A 17,495-nucleotide genomic window follows, 5' to 3' on the forward strand; every position below is an offset into this window, starting at 1 on the left:
CGGCTTGACCTGCGGGTCACGCCGGCACCGCTCAGGCAGCCGCCTGAGCATCAGCAGTCTTTTTAGATAGCGGATACTGGTTATGGAAAACGCTTCCCCCTTTACCCCCTTTTTCTCGTCCAACCTGCCGTTCGGCGTGCGCCTGACCGTAGAACTATTGCGCCTATGGATTCGCCCAAATCCTTGGTTCCAGGGCAACAACACCGATGCCTGGTTCGAACTGGATGGCGCCGTACTCGATCATCTGCAGGCTGAATACAACGGCGAATGGATGCAGCTGAGCATGCAGACGTTAGCCCAGCAGCCGTTTACCTTCAGTGACAAACGCTTTGCCGGCAACGCCTGGAGTCAGCCGCTGTTTGGCTCTCTGGCGGCCCTCTATCTGCTCAATGCGCGTTTTCTCATGCGCCTGCTCGAGGCGCTGCCGATGGAGCCCGGCAAGATGCGTCAGCGCCTGCACTTCCTGGTCGAGCAAACGGTTGCCGCCGCCGCGCCGAGCAATTTCCTTGGCAGCAACCCCGAAGCCCTCGAGCGCGCCGTACAGACCCAGGGCGCCAGCCTGTTCAGTGGTCTGATGAACCTGGCCAGCGACATTAGCGAAGGTAAGCTGCGCCAGTGCGACCGCGGCGACTTTGAAGTCGGCGTCACTCTTGCTACCACCCCAGGTCAGGTGGTCTATCAGAACCCGTTTTTCCAGCTGATCCAGTACTCGCCGCAGAGCGAAAAACAGCACCAGCGTCCACTGTTGATCGTGCCCCCGGTGATCAACAAGTTCTACATTCTCGACCTGCAGCCGGAAAGCTCGTTCGTGCGCCACGCCCTCGAGCAAGGCCATCCGGTGTTCCTGATGTCCTGGCGTAATGCCGACAACAGCATCGCCGATGCCACCTGGGACGACTATGTGGAGCAGGGCATCCTCGAGGCGATCAAGGTCACCCAGCGCATCAGTGCTCAGAAACAGCTCAACATCCTCGGTTATTGCGTGGGCGGCACGCTGCTCGCCTGCGGCCTTGCTGTCTTGGCGGCGCGCGGCGAGAAACCGGCAGCCAGCCTGACCCTGCTGGTCTCGTTCCTCGACTTCGAGGATACCGGTGTGGTGAGCATCTTCATCGACGAAGAATCCGTCAGTTACCGAGAGCGCACCATCGGCGGCAAGGGTGGGCCCTGCGGCCTGTTCCGTGGCGAGGACATGGGTAATACATTCTCGCAAGTGCGGCCCAACGAGTTGTGGTGGAACTACAGCGTCGAAAAATACCTGAAAGGGCAAAAGCCGCGCCCGCTCGACCTGCTGTACTGGAACAACGACAACACCAACCTGCCCGGCCCCATGTACAGCTTTTACCTGCGTCATACCTATCTGCAGAACGACCTGAAGAGCGGCACGCTGCAATGCTGCGGCGAACTGGTCGATTTGGGGAAACTCGACATGCCGACCTACCTGGTCGGTACGCGCGAGGACCATATCGTGCCCTGGACCAGCGCTTATGCCAGCACACGCCTGCTCAAGGGGCCGCAGCGCTTCGTGCTCGGCGGCTCCGGACACATTGCGGGGATCATCAATCCGCCGCGAAATAATAAGCGCGGCTACTGGACCAATCCCGATCTGCAGGCCGATCCGGATACCTGGCTGGCCGGCGCCGAGGAACACCCCGGCAGCTGGTGGAGCGACTGGATCGAATGGCTGAGCGAATACGCCGGCAAATCCGCCGCGCCGGTCACCAGCCTCGGCTCCAAGCAGTACCCGCCACTGGAGGCGGCGCCCGGTCAGTACGTGATGCAACGCGGCTGAGCCGCCGGGCGAGCCAATGCACCTGGGCCGACCCCGGCCCGGTGCGACATGACTGCAGATAGGCCTCGCAAAAAGGCCTTGCGCCTGGCCCGCGCAGTCGAGCAGGGCGCGGCTAACCCGGCTGATTGAGCATCACCACGTTGGTGTCAATCAGGCTGCCGTCACCGGCCCGATACCCGACCAGGTGGAAGTGGCCGGGTTGGTGCGGACTTAAATAGACGCGCAAGGGGCACTCGGATAAGGGCCGGCACTCCGCCGGAGTACTCCGGCTCTTCACTCCCAAAAAGCACGGCCATGTCGAGCACCTGCCGGACTGGCCATATTCCAGCGTCCACCGTGCGGTGCTTCCTCCCGGCTGGGCAGGTAGCTCGTAGGATGGGTTGAGCGCCGCGATACCCATCATCCCGTCAGCTGGCCCGCTCTCTCCCCCCCTAAGCTACATTTCTTGTACGTCCTTGCCGCAATGGCATAACCGTGCCGGCGGCAAAGGTTGCCCAACCAAACTGCCCGCACAACGGGAGTGAGCATGCCAACTTACAGTTCATTTTATCGATGGTTACACCGTCAGCTATTGGTTAGTTTCTTCCTCATGACGGCGAGTTTTTTGGCTTTTGGCTACCTCACTATCGATCTGGTGCAGTTACTCGGCAGCAATGCTGCCTTTATCGTTAGACATGGTTGGCTGGCGCTGATGAGTGGCGGCTTACTACAGTTTGGCGAACTCACGCTGATAGCGCTGCTGGCCATGGCCTGCTACCTGCTCTTTAGGCTGTGTGAGCATGCGTTATTGCAACGGCTGTCGAGTAGCGCTCGCGCAATAACTCGCAGGCTGGGTTGAGCGCCGCGATACCCATCAAGCAGGCGATCCAACAACCGCATGGGTATCGCCCTGCGCAACCCATCCTATGGAGCGGCGGTTCCACCGTTAGCCATTACCCGCAATGGCACAGACGACGCCCACTTCGTCGAAGGCCAAAGCCGGCAGAGCTGTCGTCAATCCCGAGCTAAACGCCGTGGCGGTTTTGACTGGCCTGGACAATGCGCTGGGCCGGCACCCGTAACTGAGTCAGCAGGTACTCGGCGAACGCCGGGGTGTAGTCCTGCAACTCAATCGCCTGCGCCATGCAATTCAACCAGGCATCGCTGCCGGCTTGGTCGATTGGCCACTGGGCGTGGAAGGCTGGAATCGAGATGGCGCCGTACTTCTCGCTGAACAGGCGCGGGCCGCCCAGCCAGCCGCTGAGGAAGCAGGCCAGTTTGTCCCGGGCCGCTTCCAGACTCTGCGAATGCATGCGCCGCAACGCGGCTGCCTCCGGCAACTGGTCCATCAACCGGTAGAAATCGTCGACCAAGCGGCGCAAGCCATCGATGCCCCCTGCGGCCTGGTAAGAGGCGTCATCGACGCCGAAAGGCGGATTGTTCATGGCAAAGCTTCCTGGGGAAAACCACAGTGTACAAGGCTGCCGGGCCTGGCCTGTCAATCGGGATCGGCGGCTGGATTAGTCGGCGCTATGTACGGGACGTTTCGCAGCTCCTGGCGCAATCGCCTGCGCATTCTGCGCTGGGAGGAGCTTGCGCGCCGTGTCGACACCGGGCGTGACGATCAAACCGTAGCGCGTCAGGTAACGCTCGTGATCCCCTCGCCTGCCAGCCGAGGTGCTGCTCGCCGCGTTATTGCTGGCGTCGATGTTTACCATCAGCCCAATGAAGTTCTCTTAAAAATCCTCGAGCGTACCATCTGCTCCATACCCAACTAACACCCCCGGAGCACACCACCATGAAACGCCAACTCATCCTCAGCTTTGCTTTCTCTGTACTGGCCGCCAACGTTTTTGCCGCCTCCTCCTCTCAACCCGTTGTCGCTGAAGGCGGCTCGGATCGCCTGATTGAAAGCCGCGTCGCCGAGGGTGGTTCAGATCGCCTGATCGACAGCCGCGTCGCCGAGGGTGGCTCTGATCGTCTGATCGACAGCCGCGTCGCCGAGGGTGGCTCTGATCGTCTGATCGACAGCCGCGTCGCCGAGGGTGGTTCGGATCGCCTGATCGACAACCGCGTCGCCGAGGGTGGCTCTGATCGTCTGATCGACAGCCGCGTCGCCGAGGGTGGTTCGGATCGTCTGATCGACAACCGCGTCGCCGAGGGTGGTTCGGATCGTCTGATCGATAACCGCGTTGCCGAAGGTGGTTCGGATCGTCTGATCGACAACCGCGTTGCCGAAGGTGGTTCGGATCGCCTGATCGACAACCGCGTTGCCTAAGGTAGCTCCGATTGTCTGATCGAGAACTCTGTATGACTGAATCGGAACTGCTGCCAGATATAAAGCCGGCCTCATCAGCCGGCTTTTCTTTGCCTGCCGATTCAAAACAACAGGGAACAGACCACAATTTTCCGTTTGAGCGCAGTGGGCCGGCATACCGCTGCCCACAGATTTCCGACTCTTCCTGCGCCTGCAACTGACTATCTCTGCCTAGCCGATAGTTGCAGCAGTGGATGACTGCTTGGGGTTGCTCCGCGCTCGACTCCGTCGGCAAGTAGCCTGGACATCGACACGGTGGAAAAGGCTTCGCGGTTTCCCACCCTCCGACTCAACCCTCAGGGCGCGCCGAACAGCGCAGTCCAGTAGATCCCCGCATCGCTCTTGGGGTCGGTCGCATAGGCGGCGCCCAGCTCGCTGAACTGCGGGTTCATCAGGTTGGCGCAATGACCGGGACTGGATAGCCAGCCGTCGACCACCTGGCGCGTGGCGTCCAGCCCGGCGGCGATGTTTTCGCCGACCTGCCGACCGCTGTAGCCGGCCAGTTCCGCCCGGTCGCCCGGGGTGCGGCCATCACGGCCTTGGTGGGCGAAGAAGTTACCGTTGGCCATGGCTCGACTATGGGTTTCGGCTGCCGCGCCCAGCGTGGCGTTCCACACCAGTGGCGTCGCCGCGGCGAACGACTGGGCACCGCACTGACGCGGCTGTGCACGCAGCGCGTTGACCTGTTCGAGCAGCGTCTGCCCTTCTGCCTGCCAGTCGCCCAGGCGTCCGCCCAGCAGCGGCCGCGCCAGCACGATGCGCCAGTCGCGCTCCAGCCGGCTCACGCCGATGTCGACGAACTGCGGGTCCAGCAACACCTGGCAGTAGCTCTCCTGCAGCACCTTCATCGCCGCAGACGCATCGCGCGGCCCGGACAGGCTGATGGCCTGCACATTGACCATGGGATAGGCGGTGCGCGCCAGCGCCTGCTGCAGGTCGCCGCCACCGCTGACGGAAAGCACCAGGCGCGGGTCGGCCGTCAGCGGCAACAGCTCTTCGGAGGCTTGCTCCGCGCAGCGCTGCACTTGGCTGCGATAGGCGTTGATCGACTCGACCAGCCGCGCCTCCTCGGCCGCGCCGGCGGCTACGGTAACTACCAATCCCAGCGCGCACGCGGCGAAACGCAGAACGGATGACCTGACATGCATGGCAACTTCCCTCGACCTGAGTGCACCCATTGATGAGCCAAAAGGACTGGCGTCATTTAATACCCGACCAACAAGGCGGCTCGAGCAACGACACATATTCACCGTAGCGGCTCTGTCCTGTACAGCAGGCGTCGAATGCACCACGCCGCGCCGGCAAGCGGTAGGCCACCAGCGCCCACTAGCAGGCCGTTGAAAAACGACTGCGCTAGGCAATGCGGCGTTGAAATAGGCCCGGGACGCGGCGTCTCAAAATGCTCATTTACCACACGTAAACTGCGCTTTTGATTCGCTACGCTCACCCTGCGGGCCAGCCTGTGGCTGTTACTCCGCTTCGCTGCGTTGCGGCCGTTTTCGCCTTGCCTAGCCGTCGCCCGCTACATTTTCAACGGCCCGCTACGAATAGGAGGTCTCGGTGGATTCAGGCGCAACTGCCTGCGCGCGTTTCGCCGGGAATAGCTGGCGAGCTGTGTCGACGAAGGGCGTGACGATCAAGCCATAGAGCGTCAGGTAGCGATGGGCATCCTGCTCGGCGGTGCCAAAGCTGATGGCTTCCGGCTTTGAACGGGTGACGTAGAGCGTGCCGAACATCCAGTCCCACAGCGACAGGTTGGTGCCGAAGTTCTTGTGGAAGTGCCGGGGCGCGTCGCTGTGGTGAATCTGGTGCTGGGCCGGGCTGTTCAGCACATGCTCGATCAGTGGCCCGAACGACAGCCAGACATGGCTATGCCGCAGGTTGGCCGCCAGGGCACTGCAAATGAACACCAGGTAGGTCACGCCGAACAGGGTGTATCGGCTGATTTCTCCGCCGCAGGCGTACCAGAAGGCTCCGGCGTAGGCGCCGAGACAGATGGCGCTGGCCAGTTTGCCGACGATCTTCTCCACGAAGTGCACCCGGCTCGCCGTCACCGGCACCAGCACGGGCGCCGAGTGATGGACCTTGTGGAACGCCCACAGCCAGCGGCAATGAAAGGCCCGGTGAGTCCAGTAATGGGTGAAATCACTCAGCAGAAACACCCCCAGCCCATAGAGCAGGGACAGCGAGAGGTTCTGCCCCAGTTGCGGGCGCGCGCCCCAGAGGTTGCTGAATAAGGCCATGTAATCGGCGGCGCGCAGAATATGCGGGTCGACCAGGCCGACGATGGGTAACACCAGCGCGACTTTGAGGATGGCCCGCACGAAGTAGTAGCGATAATCCAGCAAGGCCGAGCGATGGAAATTGACCCGGCTGCCGCCGATGAACTGCCAGAACGAACGTGCGTCGGTCAGACCGCGCTGCCGCCTGCAGCGAAACAGGCCGTAGGCGACGGCATAGGACACGCCGAGAAACAGCACGCCGAAGCGCCCGTTTAGGTCGAAAATACCGGAAAGCTGCTCGAAAACCGGCTCGATCGCCAGTTCGTTCAGATGGTCATGGATAGTCGAGAGAACACCCACGGCAGGTCGGCCTCAGTCAAAAGGCGCAAATTATAAATACAATCGCAATCGTTCGCCAATACGAACACATCTCAGCGAACGCAACCACCCAGTGTCCTGGCTGGCGTTCTATAAATCTCAGTTGGCTGGGTAGCTCCGCCCCTGAGCCCCCTGGAAGTCATCAGCGCCGCCCCTGATTGTCCCGCGGTAACAGTTTCTGGCCGCGCATAAAAAACCCGGCCATTGGTGACAATGGCCGGGTTGGGTTGCTCGTGGTTCGATCAGGCCTTGTCGACGCCGCGCTTGATCGCGTCCTTGACGTCGCCCTTGAGTTGCTGGCCCTTGCCCTTCACTTGCTGGGCAAGACCTTCGCCTTCAAGGCTAGGATTGTCGGTAGCCTTGCCGATACTTTCTTTCACTTTGCCGATGGCTTCGTTGGTATTGCCGGTGATTTTGTCTTTCGTGCTGCTCATGCCACACCTCAGTTCGATGGGTTATAGAGAGTGGAACCCTGCGCGGCGTTATCGTTCTGTTTATTCACGGGTGAATGACCCAGATGACCGATTGGCTCTTGGCATGGCCGGAGCGCTCGGTCATCCCGACGCCCCGGCCGGCGACTTAGTTGGCCGGGCTGAGCATCTCGATCTGGCGAATCGCGAAGTCGCTGCGCAGGTAATCCATGCGCTGCTCATAAAAGCGCCGCATGTGCGGCAAGGCACTGTGGATGGCCAGGTGCTCCTTTGACTGCCAGACCTCAACGAAGATGAACAGCGTCGGGTCCTGGTGATCGCGCAGCATGTGGTATTCGATGCAACCCGCTTCGGCCCGGCTGGGTTCGACATAGGCGCGGAATAGCGCCTCGAACTCGGCGGCCTTTTCCGCTCGGGTGTGGGCATGCAGGATGAATCCGTATCGGTCAGGCATCGTGGCGCTCCAAGGGTAAGGAATGATTTACCTTACAACGGGAAAAACCACCTGATTCATGCCTTTCAAGCACATATCATTTGCTGCGCACCCGCTGTTTCTCGCCGCCCGCAGCCCATAGCATGCCGCCATCCAATTGACCGAGGCTCATGCCATGAAAAAGATTCTGCTGCTCGACGGCGGTAAACAGTTTGCCCATTCCGAAGGCCGTTACAACGCCACCCTGCATGACACCGCGCTGGCCGTTCTCGACCGGGCTGGCTGCGACCTGAAGCAAACCCGGATCGATGCCGGCTACGACATCGCCGAGGAAGTGGAGAAATTCCTCTGGGCCGATGTGATCATCTATCAGATGCCGGGCTGGTGGATGGGCGCGCCCTGGACGGTGAAGAAGTACATCGACGAAGTCTTCACCGCCGGCCATGGCAGCCTGTACGCCAACGACGGTCGCACCCGCACCGACGCCTCGCAGAAATACGGCAGCGGCGGCCTGCTCCAGGGCAAGCAGTACATGCTCTCGCTCACCTGGAATGCACCGCAGCAGGCCTTCGACGACCCGACGGACTTCTTCGAGGCCAAGGGCGTGGATGCGCTGTACTTGCCCTTCCACAAGGCCAATCAGTTCCTCGGCATGAGCCCGCTGGCGACCTTCCTCTGTGTCGACGTGATGAAGCGTCCTGCCATCGAGGCGGACGTCGCCCGTTACCAGCAACACCTGGCCCAGGTACTCGCGCTGGCGGCTTGATCCGCCGAAGTCATCAGGGGACAACCTCAGCGTTTCGCCTAGCCCACGGCGCGGTCTTTTCACTCTGGATAACCGCCGCCTTGTCGCTGACTCGGACGATCGCCGCGCTCAACGCCATTCGAGATCGCGCAGCGACCCGGCGGATGGTGGAAAACGCTTCGCGGTTTTCCACGGGGTGGCCACCCACTCTTTGCGCACTGTTGTTGATTGCCCACCCTTGAGCATGGCAGCGATCGACCCGGCGGCAACGGAACCTTCGCGGTTTTTCCGGTACTAACCCCGCAACCTCTCCTCCAAAGTCGGGATACCCTGCCATGCGCACCATCGTCCGCCTGCTCCTGCTCAGCACCGCCACCTTGTCCTTATCCGCCTGCTTCAATAATGATGCCCCGCCCATCGATCTGAGCGGCCTGTGCACCTACAACACCGATCCCCAGGCGGAGCGCTGCAAGCCCGGCCAGATGGCCTGGTTCCGTCCGGATCAGGGCAAGTTGATCACTGAGGAAATGGCCCTGAGCGTGGCGGCGGCCTATTGCGACTTCAACCATCAGGTGATGCACAACCGGGCCGGCGTGCTCTGCGTGTTCACCGATCAGCGCCTGGATGCAGCCAAGTAACCCTCCCGATTACCCCCTAGCTGGATCGTTGGCGCAGAACTGAGCTTGCCCAGCAGCCGTGGACGCGAGGTTAAGTCCTCATCCAGGCCTCGACGGCTGCCGGGCTGATGTGCCCCCGCGTGCTGTGGTGTTGCTGACGGCTGTAGTCGACGCCAATGCATTGAACCGCGGCTACAGGTATCTGGACGCTCGTCGTGAAGCACTCGTCGCGGGCGGTCTCAACCGCAGCGGCGGAAACTTTGCCGCAGCAGCGGCCTTTGGCGCTGATGCTGCAAGGCAGATGATGGCTGCGGATTAACCCAGCCTACAAAGCCGTGTTTGTGCTTTTGCTCATCAACCTGCAATAGTTCAGACGACGTTAAGCCCGCGCCCGCAAAAGCTCATACAGTCATCGCCAGCGCAACCGCGCCTGAACGCCAACCCACATAACGCCATAGTTACCGGGCATACTGCCCGGAATTAGCCGTTTTTCAGCGACTGTTCATTCCCTATTGTTTACAAAAGCCAATGATTGCTACCAGCCTCGCCATTATCGCTGCGCTACTGATCGTTTCATTGGCACTTGTGCTGCTGCGCCTGCGCCGAACAGAAAAACTTTTGGCGCAACATCGCGCCTTGCTGCACGCCCTCCCCGAGGGGCTGTTACTGGTGAACCGCGACGGTCGCATCAGCATGCATAACGCTGCGGCAGCACGGCTGCTGGGCCATCCCGCCGCAACGCTGCAGGGCATGCCGCTACCGCGTTGGTTGCCACAACCCGCTAAGCACGACGCAACGCCTACTCGCCAGCACATCCTGCTGCCGGCGGATGGCAAGCCGCAGATGGTGGATGTAAATCGAATCCCTGCGGCCACTCACGGCCATGCCTTCGTCCTGACCCAGGCGACGCATCAGCACGACAATCCCGGCGAAGATGTCGAGCGTTTCAAGCGCAGTCAGTACTTCGCCTGCATTGGTACCTGGGACTGGTCGATCGATACCGACAAGCTGTATTGGTCGGAAGCCATCTACGCCATGTTCGGCTTCAAGGCCGGCGAAGTAACCCCGAGCTATGAGTTGTTCTGTGCCTGCGTCCATCCGGATGACCGCGAGCAAGTGCGGGCCGGCGAGCTGCGCTGCATTGCAACCGGCCATAACCATGACGAAGAGTATCGGGTGATCTGGCCTGACGGCAGCGTCCACTGGCTGCGCGAGACCGGCAACGTGGTCAAGGACGCCAATGGCCAACCGATCAAGATGATGGGCGTGGTACGCGACATCAGCGAAGAAAAGGCGTCGGTCAGCCGGCTGAAAAAAATCGCCCGCCACGACCCGCTGACCGGGCTACCCAACCGCTTGCTGCTGGAAGAGTTTTTAACCCATGCACTGGCGCGCGCGCGCAGCAACGCAACCCGGGTGGCCTTGGTATTTATCGACCTCAATGGTTTCAAGCAAATCAACGATGAGCACGGGCATGCCGTTGGCGATCAATTACTGGTTAGCACAGCACGGCGCTTGCAGCAGACGTTGCGCGAATCCGACATGGTGGCAAGGCTGGGCGGCGATGAATTTGTAGTGATTATCGAGAGCCTGAAACTGAGCAAGAGCCTGCACAACGATGCGCAAATAATCAGCGAGAATATTCTGCAGCGACTGTCCCAGCCGATCAGCCTCGGCAATGCCAGCCATCAGGTCGGCGCCAGTCTTGGCATTGCCATGTTTCCAGAACACGGGCCGAACATCGACAGCCTCATCCACATTGCCGACCAGGCGATGTATGCGGCCAAGCGCAACGGCAATAATCAATATTGCCTGGGCAGGGTGAATACTGGCGAATCCAGCCCTGTCTGGCCAACCCGGTAGTCGACCAAGCTGGCCCTGGTTATACCTTCCGATCTGCGCCCAGCAGATCGTTGAGGCCAACGTGGAGAAACTGGGCCGCTGGCTCTATAACTGAGCAGCTTTATATAGGATTGGCTTACTCGACCGGGTCATATGCCACGCGGGCCAGCAGCAGGCAAACGCCGCCGAGGGCCAGCACGGCCAGGGTGTTCAATGATCCACAGGTGCGGGACGGGAGACGGGATGTGGACACCACCCTTTGCCCGGCCAGCGCAGAGGTCGATCTGTCGCTTTTTCGCAGGTAAGGCCTTGGTACAGATTAATCCTGGGAATGGCTCGTCACCTGGCAGCTGGCAGCTGGCATCTAGCTGCCTAATCAGGGGTAAACCGAACCAGGGCTTCGCGGCCAAAGCCCCCGTGCAATATATCCACCGAGTGCCGCCCTCGGTGTGATCGCGTGCTGCGGCCAGCCCTATGCGCACATTGCGTGCTTGTCAGGCGTTGAGCGTGGTTTGGCCTACTTCTTGTCCTTGTCTTTGCTGACTTCGTGGCCAATCACGCCACCCACCACGGCGCCGGCACCCGTGCAGAGCACGCCACCACAGAGTAAGTTGCCCGCCACGCCACCAACGGCAGCCCCTGCGGCAGTGCCCTTCTCTTGATGCGTCATGCCAGAGCAGCCGCTCAGCCCTAAACCTAAAGCGGAGAGCAGGATGGCGGTGGAAGCAAGTTTGAAAATGTCCATGGGTGATACTCCAGTGCAAAACCTTATGGATGTCCCTGGCGCTCGATTTGCTCACGCGTGGGTAACATTGCATTGTCCATGGGCTTACGGCGAGCCGTCTGTACGCTAGCGAGCATAGGGATCGGACCGCCGCGATTTAACTGGCTCGGACACTGCCGCTTACCCGTGCCATAGAGCTGCGTGCCCATTACCGTGTGCAGGCAGGAGGCGTATGGTGGAAGTCACATCCCCCGTGGAGAAGTCGCTATGTTTAAGGTAATGCGCAACGGCGAGAACCGCATCGACGTCGAGTTTTCCGGCAAGCTCGACAGCGCAGAAATGCGCGTTGCACTGGATGAACTGATCGAGCAATCCGAGGGCATCGAGCACGGCCTGATGCTGTATCGAATTGGCGACTTTAGCCTGCCGACCCTGGGCGCGTTGGCCGTCGAGTTGTCGCGTATCCCGCAACTGTTCCGCTTTGTTCGGCGCTTCGACCGCATGGCCGTGGTCGCCGGCAAGGAATGGCTGAGGAAGGCCAGCGAACTCGAGGGGGCGCTGATTCCGGGTCTGCAGATCAAGGCTTTCGATCTGACTCAGGAGGAGCAAGCCGAAGCCTGGTTGCAAGGCGAGTAGCGGCGCCAGCACTGATCAGCGAGCAGCCGTTGCGAACGTCGCTGAGGCTGTGCGCGGCGACGTCGATCAGGTGACAGGAGACGGGCTAGGGCTTCGATCGGTGCAACCTTAACCTGCGCGCAGTTGCCGAAGCAGGTCGGCACTTGGCTCAGCGGACTTGAATAATCCCTGATCGCTCTCGTGACTGTGGATAACCGAGTGGATCTCGTCCGTGAGCGGGTCAGACGGACGCCCTTGGGTAGCCACGGCTATGCAGTTCTTACTGGATATCGGCGACAGGCTGAGCCGTGGCCTCAGGCATTGAGACCGTTGCCGCGGGTTGGAGGTCCGAGGCGCGCAGATGGGTCAGCAGGCTCGAACTGATGTTGCCGTCATCGAGCAGGCCATGCGAGCGTTGATAGGCCAGGATGGCCGCACGCGTGCGCGCGCCCATCACGCCATCCGCCGATCCGGCACCGTAGCCACGATGGTTCAGTTCGCGCTGGACTTCCAGCACAGTACTGCTGGAGGAGGCTTCGGCTACTTGCACCTCGGCCACGGTATGCAGCCATTCGCCGGATTGCGCGAGGGCCAGGCCAGAGAAGACCGAGCATAGGGAGAAACCACCCAGCAACGCGGTATATCGCCAAAAACTGCGCAAATCGTACATGTTGCGACCCTCGTCAATAGATAAAGGGTCATGAGCCTGTGCTCATTCCCACGCCAGTGAGCCGTCCGAAGCAGGCGGGCCTCGTTCGAGCACCGCGCGTTTCACGACGTATCAGAATTGCCTTTGACCAAGTACTGCGGGACCTGGGAGCCTGTCGGGCGCACAGGTTATGCAAATATCGAACGTCGTTGCGCGAGCGTTTTTTTGCACCACCACTAGGGGCTGCGCTAGTGCCAAAAACCGCGCATTTTGGCATATACACGGTATTGCTTGCGCAATTTTACGTGCCATAACGCGACTATTGGCAGCGAGGGCACAAAAACTCTACGAATGGTGAATGTACGGGTGCTTGTTCAGCGGATGGCTAGCTCTGGGTGGCCGCCCCATAGGTTCTTTCGCTGTGAACGCGAAAAGCCCATGGCATCCTATGATGTCAATTTGTGATCATACGGACGAAATGCGACCCCATCTGTTCGGCAGCACACATAGCTCACGCTGCGCACATACCGGGCAGGCAGACGTTGATCGCAGGTCTTTTGCTCGCCGTGGCTGGCGCCGACTGCGCGAATCTGACGAGCCGGTCCCGACTCGCACCGTGGCTGAGGTGCACTGTCTGCTCGACTCATCGGCGGATTGCCATGCTGCCAGCTGGCACAGCCTAACGCGGGGTGCCGAACACCTGGGTCCAGTAGATGAGCGCATCGCTCTCGGGATTCACCGCGTAGGCGGCCCCCATCTCGGTGAAGTGCGGATTCATTATGTTGGGGCAGTGGGACGGGCTGGCCAGCCAGCCGGCTACCGCCTGTTTCGCGCTGCCCTGACCGGCGGCGATGTTTTCACCGATGCGCTGCCAGCGGTAGCCGGCGTGCTGGGCGCGCCCGCCAGCCTGGCTGCCGCCTTTACTGGTATGGCTGAAGTAATTGCGCGCCGCCATGTCGCGGCTGTGCGCCAGCGCAGAGCGGGCGAGTCGCACATTCCAGGTTAGCGGCGCTGCCGCCGCGAACACCTGACCGCCACAGCTCCTGGAAGTGGCGCGAGCCTGATTAACCTGTTGCAGGATCGCTTGCCCCGCGTGTTGCCAGCCGCCCAAGTCTGGGGATAGCAGAGGCTGTGCGAGTATCAACTGCCAGGACTCGCCCCTGCGCAAAACGCCGACCTCGCTGAGTTGTGGATCCAGCAACGGGCCGCAGTAGCGCTGCTTGAGCGCAGACATCACGGCATTGACGTTAGTGGTTCCCGCCAGGGCAATTACCAGCACCCGGCCGGCCTGATAGCCGGCCCTCTTCAGCTCGCGCTGCAATTGCGCCTCGGAAGCCACCAGCACCCGCGCCAACCTGTCGTCCGGCGCAAGCGGACCCAGCGCCTCGGTCTGCCGGCCGTCGCAGGTTGGGGACGCTTGGCGGTACGTGTTGATCAGCGTCAGCAGGGCTCGCGTCTCGGAGGCTTGCGCCGCAGTGGCAGGCAGCATGGCGACCAACAGCAGCGCAACTGCGCGCAGACGGCAGCGGCCGGGGAAGCTTCTAGGTGCGGACAATGGTTGTCGTATCGCGGCCATGGTTTCTGTCATCACGTTGCATGCATGCGTACTGCTTACCCTGAACAGGCAAAGTGTAGACAACGCTACTCGCGAAAATGCGAAAGCCACGCGCATGCCTGTACCAGGCAGCGTCGCCTCGGGTAGGACGCATCGCCATGGGCCGCGCGACCCTGGCCCGGCGACCTGATCCTACTGCGGCGTGCCGAACAGCTGCGTCCAGTGGTTGGCCGCATCGCGCTGCGCGATTCAGCGCATAGGCGCTACCCATTTCCGTGAAGTCCGGGTTCATTGTCGGGCGGTTGCGCCGCGCGCGCGACAGGTCGAACGTGCGGCATGGTTCGTGTCATCCACGTCATGGCGCTTGATGGCCTCGGCAGGCTTCCAGCCGCGGCGAATATCAGCATTCTAGACCCTATGTTCATATGCAAGGTTTGCGACAGCGGGTGGATAACGCTTTATCCATCCAGCCGGTTCTCATCGCCCGGATCAGCTCCAGGGTAATCCGGGCGGGTTTGCCGGATTGCACCCAGGCTTATCCACGCTGCGCAACCTGCCCTGGAGACAAGCCCGGAATCCTCTTGCGACAACCATCGCCGAGCCTCCGCACCCAGGGTTTCAAGGCTGGACAACCGCCTTCAGCCACCCGCCATACCCCGGCCGGTCATAGCCGCAGGCACATTGCCAGCGCCCCTGTAAAGGCTCCGCGAGCAGGCACACAACCGTGCGGCCAAGCGCAATGACGAGAACCATCCAACGGTTATAAATGAACGTTTCTTAAAAACTTTCTAAACCAATTGGGCAATTTGCTTGCCCAACATGCTGTTCGCATTGCCCAGGCACTCACGCTCGGAGCGGGTCTGTCTATCGCGCATGGCTGAAAAACCCGCGCGATTACCACCCCCGACATGGGTATGACGGTTTCCAGGAGAGAATGCATGAGCCTATCCATAGGTGTGGTACAGCAGGTTATCGGTGAGGTTTCGCTAGTCGGTAACGACGGCGTTACACGCCGTGTGATTGAAGGCGACCGGGTGTTTCTCGGTGACCAGTTGGTTTCCGGGAGTGATGGCTCGGTGGCGATCAGGCTCGACCAGGGCGGCGAACTGGCCATGGGCAGCGCCAGCAGTCTGCTGCTCAGCCCTGCATTGCTCGCCGACGAAGCTGGCGCCGAGCCCGTGGAGCCGCTGATCAGCACCGCGCAGTTGCGGGAAATACAGGAGCTGCAGCGCGCTATCGCGGCGGGTGAAGACCCCAGCACTAATACCGAAGCTCCGGCGGCAGGCGCTCAGGCGGGCAGCAGTGGTGGTAGCAACAGTGGTCACTCGTTCGTCCTGTTGCAGGAGACGGCCGGCCAGCTAGAGGCGCAAATCGGTTTCGACACCGGGCCGCTGGCGTTGGCGAACCTCGATATCGTCTTGCCCAGCATGCTGGCGGACGCCGAGTCAGACGAGTCGATAGTGCCCGGCGAACCGGTCGTGCCGCCAGCTCCTCAGGTCACTGAACCGCCCGTGCTGGTGGTAGGTAGCAACGCCGACGATGTAGCGGGCGCGACTGCCCCCCACCTGCAGCCAAGCCCGCTGGATTCGGAGCCTGCTGGTATGCTGGCGGGTGGTTCAGGCAACGATGTGCTGATCGGTGATGCCGGCGGGACGCAGAGCCTGACCATACCAGGCAAGAACTACAACATCGCCCTGCTGGTGGACACCTCGGGCAGTATGGCCCGCGAGTCGGGTTCGGGAGAGTCGCGCATCCAGTTGACCAAGGATGCCTTGAGCCATCTGGCCAACCAACTCAAGGGTCATGATGGCGTGATCAACGTGCAACTGCTGCCGTTCAACAGTGATGTCGGCTCGGTCACCACTATCTACGGACTCAATGCGGTCAACGTCGGCATCCTGCTGTCCGCCATCGACGCCCTGAGCCTGACGGGGCACACCAATTACGAGGCGGCCCTGGCTGGGGCCAGCCAATGGTTCAACCAGCAGATCATCGGCGCCGGCGCAGACAGTGCTGGCAATTTCGAACAACTGGCCTTTCTGCTCTCCGACGGACAGCCCACCATGTACCTGGATGAACAGGGCAACCCGGTGTTCGACACGGCCAACATCACCAATTTCCGTGACATCGACGAAGCCCTGCAGGCCGGGCGCGGCATGCTGCACGAAGGTATTGGCGGTGAGCAGATCCAACTGCACAGCATCAGTATCGGCTCGGCCAGTACCTCGGCGGTGCTGGATCTTTTCGACAATACCGCGCCGAGCGGTACGAGTTCGGTGAACCTGCCCGATGGCACGGTAGTGACCGCCCCGGCCGGCAGCTCGCAGATCGTCCACAGCGCCGAAGAGTTACAGGCCTTGCTCACGACCGGCTCCACCAGTGCTGGCGCGCTAGCGCTGGGCGATGATCAGCTCTCTGGCGGTGCGGGTGACGACATCCTGTTCGGCGACAGCTTGAACACCGACTTTCTCGCCTGGCCTGGGCACCCTGCCGGCAGTCATGACGGCCAGGGTTATCAGGCACTGCTCGACTACCTGCAGGCCGGCAATGGCGGCGCAGCACCGAGCCTGACCCAGGTACGCGAATTTGTTGTCGATCAGGCCTTCGACCTGAGCCAGACCAGCGCCCCAGGCGGCAGTGATCTGCTCAACGGCGGCGACGGTAATGACATCCTGTTCGGCCAAAGTGGCAACGACAGGCTCATCGGTGGACAAGGCGACGACCTCCTGATTGGCGGCAGCGGCCAGGATGTCTTTATCTGGAGTGCCGGCGAGCAGGGCCACGACCGCATCCTCGACTTCACCGTGGGCGGCCCCGAGGGCGACGCCCTGAATCTGCATGATCTGCTGGGCACAGAGGAATCCGGCGTTCTGGCCGATTACCTGAACTTCTCCGTGCTCGGCAGCGGCAGCTCCGTCAGCACCCTGATCTCGATCAGCGCCGATGCCGGTGGGCCGCCGAGCCAGATGATCGAGCTGTCCGGCGTCGATCTGGCCGCGCACTACGAGGTCACTACCGGCCCAGGCGGCATGATCAACAGCGGCGCGGATACCACGCGAATGATCGACGGGTTGTTCGGCGACAACGCACTGCGACTGGATACGGTCTGAAGACGCACACTGACACAGCCGCTCAGCACATCGAGCGGCTGCCTTACTTTGGCCCATACAAGGTCGTCCATGCATGGGCATGGGCAATA

General features: G+C 61.3%; 16 protein-coding genes. 8 read left to right on the forward strand and 8 right to left on the reverse strand.

The window, feature by feature from the left end:
* Window positions 1–82: 82 nt before the first annotated feature.
* Both phaC and VCJ09_RS16860 read left to right on the forward strand, forming a co-directional pair.
* A complete protein-coding gene (gene phaC / locus VCJ09_RS16855) occupies window positions 83–1,789 on the forward strand; it encodes a class I poly(R)-hydroxyalkanoic acid synthase (RefSeq protein WP_324731269.1) in 1,707 nt (568 codons plus the stop codon).
* 526 nt (window positions 1,790–2,315) lie between these two features.
* Window positions 2,316–2,627, forward strand: a complete 312-nt coding sequence (locus tag VCJ09_RS16860; RefSeq protein WP_324731270.1) for a hypothetical protein — start codon at window positions 2,316–2,318, stop codon at window positions 2,625–2,627.
* A 166-nt stretch (window positions 2,628–2,793) separates the two neighbouring features.
* Here VCJ09_RS16860 and VCJ09_RS16865 read toward each other — a convergent pair whose 3' ends face one another.
* A complete protein-coding gene (locus VCJ09_RS16865; protein WP_324731271.1) occupies window positions 2,794–3,213 on the reverse strand; it encodes a group II truncated hemoglobin in 420 nt (139 codons plus the stop codon).
* A 353-nt stretch (window positions 3,214–3,566) separates the two neighbouring features.
* Here VCJ09_RS16865 and VCJ09_RS16870 point away from each other — a divergent pair, with 353 nt between their 5' ends.
* Window positions 3,567–4,046 carry a phage infection protein gene (locus VCJ09_RS16870; protein ID WP_324731272.1) on the forward strand — a complete coding sequence of 160 codons (480 nt, stop codon included), beginning with the start codon at window positions 3,567–3,569 and terminating at the stop codon, window positions 4,044–4,046.
* A gap of 335 nt (window positions 4,047–4,381) precedes the next feature.
* Here the strand turns inward: VCJ09_RS16870 and VCJ09_RS16875 are convergent, their stop codons facing one another.
* The 4 genes from VCJ09_RS16875 to VCJ09_RS16890 all read right to left on the reverse strand — a co-directional run bounded on the left by VCJ09_RS16875 (window position 4,382) and on the right by VCJ09_RS16890 (window position 7,570).
* On the reverse strand, window positions 4,382–5,233 hold the full coding sequence (locus tag VCJ09_RS16875) for a CAP domain-containing protein (protein ID WP_324731273.1): 852 nt from the start codon (window positions 5,231–5,233) through the stop codon (window positions 4,382–4,384).
* A 393-nt stretch (window positions 5,234–5,626) separates the two neighbouring features.
* Window positions 5,627–6,667: a sterol desaturase family protein gene (locus VCJ09_RS16880; protein WP_324731274.1), complete on the reverse strand. Its 1,041-nt coding sequence runs from the start codon at window positions 6,665–6,667 to the stop codon at window positions 5,627–5,629.
* Window positions 6,668–6,927: 260 nt separating this feature from the next.
* The gene (locus VCJ09_RS16885) at window positions 6,928–7,119 is read right to left on the reverse strand and encodes a CsbD family protein (RefSeq protein WP_324731275.1); all 192 of its coding nucleotides are present in this window, start codon (window positions 7,117–7,119) and stop codon (window positions 6,928–6,930) included.
* 145 nt (window positions 7,120–7,264) lie between these two features.
* Window positions 7,265–7,570, reverse strand: a complete 306-nt coding sequence (locus VCJ09_RS16890) for a putative quinol monooxygenase (RefSeq protein ID WP_324731276.1) — start codon at window positions 7,568–7,570, stop codon at window positions 7,265–7,267.
* A 154-nt stretch (window positions 7,571–7,724) separates the two neighbouring features.
* Between VCJ09_RS16890 and VCJ09_RS16895 the strand changes: the two genes are divergently transcribed.
* The 3 genes from VCJ09_RS16895 (at window position 7,725) to VCJ09_RS16905 (ending at window position 10,774) form a co-directional block, all read left to right on the forward strand.
* Entirely contained in the window at window positions 7,725–8,315 is a 591-nt protein-coding gene (locus VCJ09_RS16895) for an NAD(P)H-dependent oxidoreductase (protein WP_324731277.1), read from the forward strand.
* Window positions 8,316–8,629: 314 nt separating this feature from the next.
* Complete coding sequence (locus VCJ09_RS16900) at window positions 8,630–8,932, forward strand: hypothetical protein (protein ID WP_079202688.1); 303 nt, start codon at window positions 8,630–8,632, stop codon at window positions 8,930–8,932.
* 597 nt (window positions 8,933–9,529) lie between these two features.
* Window positions 9,530–10,774 carry a diguanylate cyclase domain-containing protein gene (locus tag VCJ09_RS16905; protein WP_324731278.1) on the forward strand — a complete coding sequence of 415 codons (1,245 nt, stop codon included), beginning with the start codon at window positions 9,530–9,532 and terminating at the stop codon, window positions 10,772–10,774.
* Between the two features lie 496 nt (window positions 10,775–11,270).
* Here VCJ09_RS16905 and VCJ09_RS16910 read toward each other — a convergent pair whose 3' ends face one another.
* On the reverse strand, window positions 11,271–11,498 hold the full coding sequence (locus VCJ09_RS16910) for a glycine zipper 2TM domain-containing protein (RefSeq protein ID WP_324731279.1): 228 nt from the start codon (window positions 11,496–11,498) through the stop codon (window positions 11,271–11,273).
* 246 nt (window positions 11,499–11,744) lie between these two features.
* Between VCJ09_RS16910 and VCJ09_RS16915 the strand changes: the two genes are divergently transcribed.
* The gene (locus VCJ09_RS16915) at window positions 11,745–12,113 is read left to right on the forward strand and encodes a SpoIIAA family protein (RefSeq protein WP_324731280.1); all 369 of its coding nucleotides are present in this window, start codon (window positions 11,745–11,747) and stop codon (window positions 12,111–12,113) included.
* A 259-nt stretch (window positions 12,114–12,372) separates the two neighbouring features.
* Here the strand turns inward: VCJ09_RS16915 and VCJ09_RS16920 are convergent, their stop codons facing one another.
* Together VCJ09_RS16920 and VCJ09_RS16925 are read right to left on the reverse strand one after the other, a co-directional pair.
* The gene (locus VCJ09_RS16920; protein WP_324731281.1) at window positions 12,373–12,762 is read right to left on the reverse strand and encodes a peptidoglycan-binding domain-containing protein; all 390 of its coding nucleotides are present in this window, start codon (window positions 12,760–12,762) and stop codon (window positions 12,373–12,375) included.
* A 658-nt stretch (window positions 12,763–13,420) separates the two neighbouring features.
* Entirely contained in the window at window positions 13,421–14,230 is an 810-nt protein-coding gene (locus tag VCJ09_RS16925; RefSeq protein WP_324731282.1) for a CAP domain-containing protein, read from the reverse strand.
* 1,004 nt (window positions 14,231–15,234) lie between these two features.
* Here VCJ09_RS16925 and VCJ09_RS16930 point away from each other — a divergent pair.
* A complete protein-coding gene (locus VCJ09_RS16930) occupies window positions 15,235–17,406 on the forward strand; it encodes a retention module-containing protein (RefSeq protein WP_324731283.1) in 2,172 nt (723 codons plus the stop codon).
* Window positions 17,407–17,495 lie beyond the last annotated feature (89 nt).

Origin of the sequence: Pseudomonas paeninsulae, assembly GCF_035621475.1 — a bacterium.
In the GTDB taxonomy this organism is placed as follows: domain Bacteria; phylum Pseudomonadota; class Gammaproteobacteria; order Pseudomonadales; family Pseudomonadaceae; genus Aquipseudomonas; species Aquipseudomonas paeninsulae.

Coding starts and splice junctions, on each gene's coding strand:
- phaC (WP_324731269.1), top strand. CDS start 83: ATGGAAAACGCTTCCCCCTTTACCCCCTTTTTCTCGTCCAACCTGCCG.
- VCJ09_RS16860 (WP_324731270.1), top strand. CDS start 2,316: ATGCCAACTTACAGTTCATTTTATCGATGGTTACACCGTCAGCTATTG.
- VCJ09_RS16865 (WP_324731271.1), bottom strand. CDS start 3,213: ATGAACAATCCGCCTTTCGGCGTCGATGACGCCTCTTACCAGGCCGCA.
- VCJ09_RS16870 (WP_324731272.1), top strand. CDS start 3,567: ATGAAACGCCAACTCATCCTCAGCTTTGCTTTCTCTGTACTGGCCGCC.
- VCJ09_RS16875 (WP_324731273.1), bottom strand. CDS start 5,233: ATGCATGTCAGGTCATCCGTTCTGCGTTTCGCCGCGTGCGCGCTGGGA.
- VCJ09_RS16885 (WP_324731275.1), bottom strand. CDS start 7,119: ATGAGCAGCACGAAAGACAAAATCACCGGCAATACCAACGAAGCCATC.
- VCJ09_RS16890 (WP_324731276.1), bottom strand. CDS start 7,570: ATGCCTGACCGATACGGATTCATCCTGCATGCCCACACCCGAGCGGAA.
- VCJ09_RS16895 (WP_324731277.1), top strand. CDS start 7,725: ATGAAAAAGATTCTGCTGCTCGACGGCGGTAAACAGTTTGCCCATTCC.
- VCJ09_RS16900 (WP_079202688.1), top strand. CDS start 8,630: ATGCGCACCATCGTCCGCCTGCTCCTGCTCAGCACCGCCACCTTGTCC.
- VCJ09_RS16910 (WP_324731279.1), bottom strand. CDS start 11,498: ATGGACATTTTCAAACTTGCTTCCACCGCCATCCTGCTCTCCGCTTTA.
- VCJ09_RS16915 (WP_324731280.1), top strand. CDS start 11,745: ATGTTTAAGGTAATGCGCAACGGCGAGAACCGCATCGACGTCGAGTTT.
- VCJ09_RS16920 (WP_324731281.1), bottom strand. CDS start 12,762: ATGTACGATTTGCGCAGTTTTTGGCGATATACCGCGTTGCTGGGTGGT.
- VCJ09_RS16925 (WP_324731282.1), bottom strand. CDS start 14,230: ATGCTGCCTGCCACTGCGGCGCAAGCCTCCGAGACGCGAGCCCTGCTG.
- VCJ09_RS16930 (WP_324731283.1), top strand. CDS start 15,235: ATGAGCCTATCCATAGGTGTGGTACAGCAGGTTATCGGTGAGGTTTCG.